The following is a 5,571-nucleotide window of genomic DNA, read 5'->3' on the forward strand; positions in this document are numbered from 1 at the left end:
AGCGTCCTCGCTGTGTTTTTTGCCTACCTGCCACAAGGGCCAGTAGGACTTCAAAGGAACCTCGACCATCCGAAGATGGACGGGGTATCAACTAATCTGGCGTTGATTTTTGGCACGCTGTTGAGTTCTCAAGGAACGGACGCTTCCTTCGTACTCACCCTCTCGGGCTTTCCTCCGGGCTTTTCCCTTCGGTCTTGCGTTTCCGACTCTATCAGATCTTTCCGACCCGATTTCCTCGGTGCTTTCCGGTCCCATTCGCTTTCGCTCCGGGCCCTTCCGGCGGTTCCGACTCTATCAGACTGTTTCCGGCCTGATTCCCGGTCAGCGGGATTTGTCATTTCGGCCGTTGGGCCGTTCCGACGTCCCGAACTCTAGCGGATCATTCCGGCGCTTCCCGCATCGGGCCGCCGAATCCCGAAACCGGAAATGAATTCGGACAGGCCGAAATACATCCCGGGAGGGAGATCGTGCTGGTGTTTGGGGTTGCCGCGTGAGCGGCGGGAGTCGTGGCCGCGGAGCCGTACGGTTCCGTGGCAACTCGGAGGACCTTACGGACTCGGGCGGCGCGGGTCAAGTCGCGGAGCCGACGGCTCCGCGACCCGTCCGGTCAGTCGCCGAAGTAGTGGGCGACGTCGGCTGCCGTCACCGCCTCGAGGGTGGGCGGGGTCCACCGGGGGTTGCGGTCCTTGTCGACGACCTGGGCGCGGATGCCCTCGATCAGGTCGCGGGAGCGGAGCGCCGTGCAGGAGAGACGGAACTCCATGTCGAGGACGTCTTCCAGCGATGCCGAGGCGCGGGCCCGGCGCAGGGCCGCCAGGGTGACCTTGAGKGCGACGGGCGACCTGGAGAGCAGGGTGACCGCTGCTTCCTTCGCCTCGGCCACGCCGGAGTCCGTCAGACGGTCGATGACCGATTCCACCGTGTCCGCGGAGTAACAGGCATCGATCCAGTCGCGCTGGGCCGCCAGCTCGCCCGCAGGCGCTCGCCGGGCGAACCGGGGCAGTACCTCGTGCGCGGGGGACCGGGTCAGTTCGTCCGCCAGGCCGGACAGGAGTTCCGAGGGGACGTAGTGGTCCGCGAGGCCGGTGAGCAGCGCATCGGCTGCGCCGACGGGTGCGCCGGTGAGGGCGAGGTGGGTGCCGAGCTCCCCCGGGGTGCGGCTGAGCAGGTACGTACCGCCGACGTCGGGGACGAAGCCGATGCCCGTCTCCGGCATGGCGACACGGGACCGTTCGGTGACGACGCGGACGGAGCCGTGGGCCGAGACCCCGACGCCGCCGCCCATCACGATGCCGTCCATGAACGCCACGTACGGCTTGGTGAAGCGGGCGATGCGGGCGTTGAGGCGGTACTCGTCGCGCCAGAAGTCGACCGAGGCGGAGCCGCCGGCGCGGGCGTCGTCGTGGATGGCGCGGATGTCGCCGCCGGCGCAGAGCCCGCGTTCCCCTGCGCCCTCGATGACGATCGTCTCGACGGCCGGGTCGTGCTCCCAGGCGGTGAGCGCCTCGTCGATACGGAGGACCATGGCGTGGGTGAGGGCGTTGATGGCTCTCGGCCGGTTCAGGGTGATGAAGCCGGCACGGCCCTCGGTGCGCAGGAGGACGTGCGGCTCCTCGGCGGTGGTCATCGTACGGACTCCGCCCGGTCGAGGTCCTCGAACAGTCGCATGGTCACGCCACTCCCCTTCGGAAAGGATCTTCCGACCACCGTACCGCCGTCGGGTGCACCGTCCGGAGGGTCCTTCGGGCGGTGAGGGGGTGCGGAGAAGGCCGAGCCGGGCGGGTCGGCCTCAGCCGCGCCGACGGGGCTTGCCGCGCTTGGCGCCCTTGGCTCCGCCCGAACCGCCCGACCCGCCGCGTGCGGCGCGGCCCGGGGCCGGCTTCCCGGCACCGCCCGGTCGTCCGCCCGTCTTGCCGGCGGTCTTCCCGCCGGTCTTGCCGGACCCTTGCTTGCGGGCGGCGCCGCCCGCCTCGGAGCCCTTGCGGCCGGACTCCGCCGGGTTCTGCCGGCGGCCCCGGCTGCTGTTGACCGTACGGCCGCGGACGATCCCGATGAACTCCTCCACCAGGTCGGTGGTCTCCTCCTCCGGCCACGACAGGGCGACGCGGGATTCGGGGGCGTCCAGGACCGGCCGGTAGGTCAGGTCCTTGCGGTGGTGGAGGCGGGCCAGCGACTGGGGGACGACGAGGACGCCGATCCCGGCGGCCACGAGTTCGATCGCGTCGGCCGTCGTGGCGGGGCGCTCGAGCGCCGGCCGTCCCGGCAGCCGCTCCCAGTCGAGGGTGTCGTCGAGGGGGTGCAGCACGATCTCCTCGGCGAGGTCCGCGGTGGAGATCTCCTCGACCGCGGCGACGGCGTGGTCCTTGGGGATCACGACGACGGTGGTCTCGGTGTAGAGCGGGATGGCGCTGAGGTCGGTCCGGTCGATCGGCAGCCGCACGAATCCGGCGTCCGCGTCACGGGCGCGGAGCATGTCGGACGCTTCGGCGGCGGGGACGCCGACGAGGGTCAGCGGGACCTCGGGCAGTCGCTCGTTCCAGATCCGCACCCATTTCGTGGGCGTCACTCCGGGGACGTAGGCGAGCCGGAACGACGGGGATTCTTCCGAGCTGGTCACTCGGCCAGCTTACTGGCCGTGGTCAGAGGTAGCGCACATGCTCGATACCCTTGACGGCATGACGTCGCACCAGACCGCCCAGACGATGAAGCCCGCGACCGCGGCGAAGAAGCTGGGTGTGTACCTCGAAGCCACCCCCGCCGCATTCCAGGAGGGTGTCGTTTCGCGCACCGAGTTGAACGAGCTCCAGGCGAACCCGCCCGAGTGGCTGGTGGAACTGCGACGCACCGGCCCGCACCCCCGCCCGGTGGTGGCGGCGAAGCTCGGCGTCTCGATCGCGGGCCTCGCGCGGGGCGGGGTCACCGAGCCCCTCACCACCGAGCAGATCGACGCGCTCAAGACCGAGAACCCGGAGTGGCTCCAGAAGGAGCGCGAGACCCAGGCCGAGGTCCGCAAGGAGACGGTGCGGATCAAGGAGAAGAACGCCGAGAAGCAGGCGAAGCGGGACGCCCGCTGATACAGGGATCACCCCCGCCCGCGGCTCGGGTCGCGGGCGGCGCGCAGTACCGGGATCACCCGGCGTCCTCGGGCGCCGGGTGTTTGTTTTCCGGGGTCCGGCCGGGTGCCGGGCCCGCCGTGGGCGGCCGTCGGGACCGGGTTCCCGGGTTCTCCCGCTCCGGTGGGCCGGGCCTCGGGCTCGGCCGGCGCCACGGTACGTCGGTATAAAGGATGTATGGGACGTATCGAACGCTACGAGCTGACCTTCCCTGTCTCGGGCGACTCCATCGTGGTCTCCCGCACCGACCGCAAGGGAGCCGGCGGGCACCCCGTCTACGCCGACGAGACCGGCATCGTCCAGGCCGAGATCGACGAGGCCGGCAACGTACGCATGGTGGCCAGCGGCGGACAGCAGCGGCACGACGTGCCGTCGCGGGCGGTCCCGCTCACCTGAGGCCGGTGTGGGTCAGCGACCTGATGTCGGAGTTCTCCCGGCCGTGGACGGATCGTGTGCGGATCTCGGGAACCTCGCGGGCGTCGAGGAGGTTCAGCAGGCATGGCCGTCATTCACCACACCACCATGAGTCCCGGCAAGCTGGAGCTCCTCGCCTCCTGGCTGCCCTCCCAGCCCTGGTACGCCGGCGACGGGAACCGGCCGGAGCCGGTCAAGGCCGGCGGGTTCCGGCTCGACGACCCGGACGGCGAGGTGGGGATCGAGTTCATGGTCGTCGCGGACCTCGCCGCCGATCGGCCCGTCGCGTACCTCGTGCCCCTCGGCTACCGCGGGGCGCCGCTCGAAGGGGCGGACCACGCGCTGGTGGGTACGTCCGAGCACGGGGTGCTCGGTACCCGCTGGATCTACGACGGCACGCACGACCCGGTGGTCGTGGCGCAGTTGCTCGCCCTGCTCCAGGGCCGCGCCGAGCCACAGGCGCAGAACGACACCGGAGTGCACGACCGTTCGGTGGTACCCGTTCTCGCGCCGGCCGGCTCCGGCGCCGTGTTCCCGGCGGGGGACCCGGGGGACGTGGCGACCTCGGTCACCCAGGGCGGGGACGCGACGTTCCTGTGCGTGGAGGGCACACCGGACGTCACGGTCGAGGTACGGCGGGTGCTGCGGCCCGGCGGCGCGCCGGACGGCGAGAGCCTCGGCCATGTCACGGCCGGCTGGCGGTCCCCCGACGGCGACGAGCTGCGCGGGCCGTTCCTCGTACTGCGGTCCGCGCAGGACTGAGACCGTCCTGTGGACGGCGCGGCCGCGGCTCCGGGGCGGTGCGCCGTCCGCCGCCGGGCGGATCCGGAGCCGGTCCGCGCGGGTCAGAAGACGGACAGGCCCGTGATGGTGGTGAAGCGGTCGAGGGCCGCGACGCCCGCCACCGAGTTGCCTCGTTCGTCGAGTCCGGGGCTCCAGACGCACACGGTGCAGCGGCCGGGGACGACGGCGATGATGCCGCCACCGACCCCGCTCTTGCCGGGCAGGCCCACCCGGTAGGCGAAGTCCCCCGCCGCGTCGTACGTGCCGCAGGTGAGCATCACGGCGTTGACCTGCTTGGCCTGACTGCGGGTCAGCAGGCGTGAGCCGTCGGCCCGGATGCCGTGGCGGGCGAGGAAGCCGGTGGCGAGGGCGAGGTCCGCGCACGAGGCCGCGATGGAGCACTGGCGGAAGTACTGCCGCAGCAGCGTCGGCACGGGGTTCACGATGTTGCCGTAGGAGGCCATGAAGTGGGCGAGCGCGGCGTTGCGGTCGCCCCGGTCGGTCTCGGAGGCGGCGACGTCGCGGTCGAAGTCGAGGTCCGGGTTGCCGCTCTCCTCCCGGAGGAAGTCGAGCAGCGCGCCCGAGGCGTCCCCGGTGAGCTGGTGGAGCTGGTCGGTGACGGCCAGGGCGCCGGCGTTGATGAACGGGTTGCGGGGGATGCCGTTCTCGTACTCCAGCTGGACCAGCGAGTTGAAGGGGTTGCCCGACGGCTCCCGGCCGACGTGCTCCCAGAGGATGTCGCCCTCGCGGGCGAGGGCGAGGGCGAGTGTGTAGACCTTCGTGACGGACTGGGTGGAGAACGGCTCCTGCCAGTCCCCCACGCCGTACACGGTCCCGTCGAGTTCGGCGACGGCCATCCCGAATCGGCCGGTGTCGGCGGCGGCGAGCGCCGGGATGTAGTCGGCGGGGCGGCCGCGCCCGGCGAGACCCTCGATCTCCTCGGCGATGCGCTCGAGGACGGGCAGGAAGGACAGGAGCATGAWCGCCATTCTGCCGCGAGGGGGCTGCGACGGCGGGTCGGGGCGCAGGCGGCGGCGCCCGCGCCCCGGGGTCGTGCCGGGGCGGTGTGGCGGGCCTCAGACGGTGGCGGGCGACGGCCGAGCCCACCCTGCGCCACATCATCGACCAGGCCCTGGAGCACAACTGGGACGTCCTGCGCGGCGTCGCGCGCAACTGGGAGGACCACCCGGACTTCGTCCGGGACTTCAAGCGGCACGCCTGGGAGCTCGAGGCACCCACGGACTCCCCGGCTCCTGAGGCC

General features: G+C 71.5%; 6 protein-coding genes and 1 pseudogene. 4 read left to right on the top strand and 3 right to left on the bottom strand.

Annotated elements, in window-relative coordinates; translation table 11 throughout:
* Window positions 1-607: 607 nt before the first annotated feature.
* Window positions 608-1,627 carry an enoyl-CoA hydratase/isomerase family protein gene (locus EAO71_RS00455; protein ID WP_147975747.1) on the bottom strand — a complete coding sequence of 340 codons (1,020 nt, stop codon included), beginning with the start codon at window positions 1,625-1,627 and terminating at the stop codon, window positions 608-610.
* A gap of 162 nt (window positions 1,628-1,789) precedes the next feature.
* Window positions 1,790-2,617 carry a LysR family substrate-binding domain-containing protein gene (locus tag EAO71_RS00460; RefSeq protein WP_147975748.1) on the bottom strand — a complete coding sequence of 276 codons (828 nt, stop codon included), beginning with the start codon at window positions 2,615-2,617 and terminating at the stop codon, window positions 1,790-1,792.
* Window positions 2,618-2,675: 58 nt separating this feature from the next.
* Between EAO71_RS00460 and EAO71_RS00465 the strand changes: the two genes are divergently transcribed.
* The 3 genes from EAO71_RS00465 to EAO71_RS00475 all read left to right on the top strand — a co-directional run bounded on the left by EAO71_RS00465 (window position 2,676) and on the right by EAO71_RS00475 (window position 4,289).
* On the top strand, window positions 2,676-3,074 hold the full coding sequence (locus tag EAO71_RS00465) for a DUF5997 family protein (protein WP_187282496.1): 399 nt from the start codon (window positions 2,676-2,678) through the stop codon (window positions 3,072-3,074).
* Between the two features lie 216 nt (window positions 3,075-3,290).
* Window positions 3,291-3,509: a DUF6296 family protein gene (locus EAO71_RS00470; RefSeq protein ID WP_147975750.1), complete on the top strand. Its 219-nt coding sequence runs from the start codon at window positions 3,291-3,293 to the stop codon at window positions 3,507-3,509.
* A gap of 102 nt (window positions 3,510-3,611) precedes the next feature.
* Entirely contained in the window at window positions 3,612-4,289 is a 678-nt protein-coding gene (locus EAO71_RS00475) for a maltokinase N-terminal cap-like domain-containing protein (RefSeq protein ID WP_147975751.1), read from the top strand.
* Between the two features lie 83 nt (window positions 4,290-4,372).
* On the opposite strand, the gene EAO71_RS00480 is transcribed toward EAO71_RS00475, so the two are convergent.
* Window positions 4,373-5,290 (bottom strand): glutaminase, encoded by a 918-nt coding sequence (locus tag EAO71_RS00480; RefSeq protein WP_261991914.1) that lies wholly within the window; start codon window positions 5,288-5,290, stop codon window positions 4,373-4,375.
* Window positions 5,291-5,376: 86 nt separating this feature from the next.
* On the opposite strand from EAO71_RS00480, the pseudogene EAO71_RS00485 reads away from it, so the two are divergent.
* Window positions 5,377-5,571 (top strand): annotated as a pseudogene (locus EAO71_RS00485) (hypothetical protein); the annotation flags it as partial.

It is taken from the genome of Streptomyces sp. MS191, from assembly GCF_008042125.1.
In the GTDB taxonomy this organism is placed as follows: domain Bacteria; phylum Actinomycetota; class Actinomycetes; order Streptomycetales; family Streptomycetaceae; genus Streptomyces.

Coding starts and splice junctions, on each gene's coding strand:
- EAO71_RS00475 (WP_147975751.1), top strand. CDS start 3,612: ATGGCCGTCATTCACCACACCACCATGAGTCCCGGCAAGCTGGAGCTC.
- EAO71_RS00470 (WP_147975750.1), top strand. CDS start 3,291: ATGGGACGTATCGAACGCTACGAGCTGACCTTCCCTGTCTCGGGCGAC.
- EAO71_RS00480 (WP_261991914.1), bottom strand. CDS start 5,290: ATGCTCCTGTCCTTCCTGCCCGTCCTCGAGCGCATCGCCGAGGAGATC.
- EAO71_RS00465 (WP_187282496.1), top strand. CDS start 2,676: ATGACGTCGCACCAGACCGCCCAGACGATGAAGCCCGCGACCGCGGCG.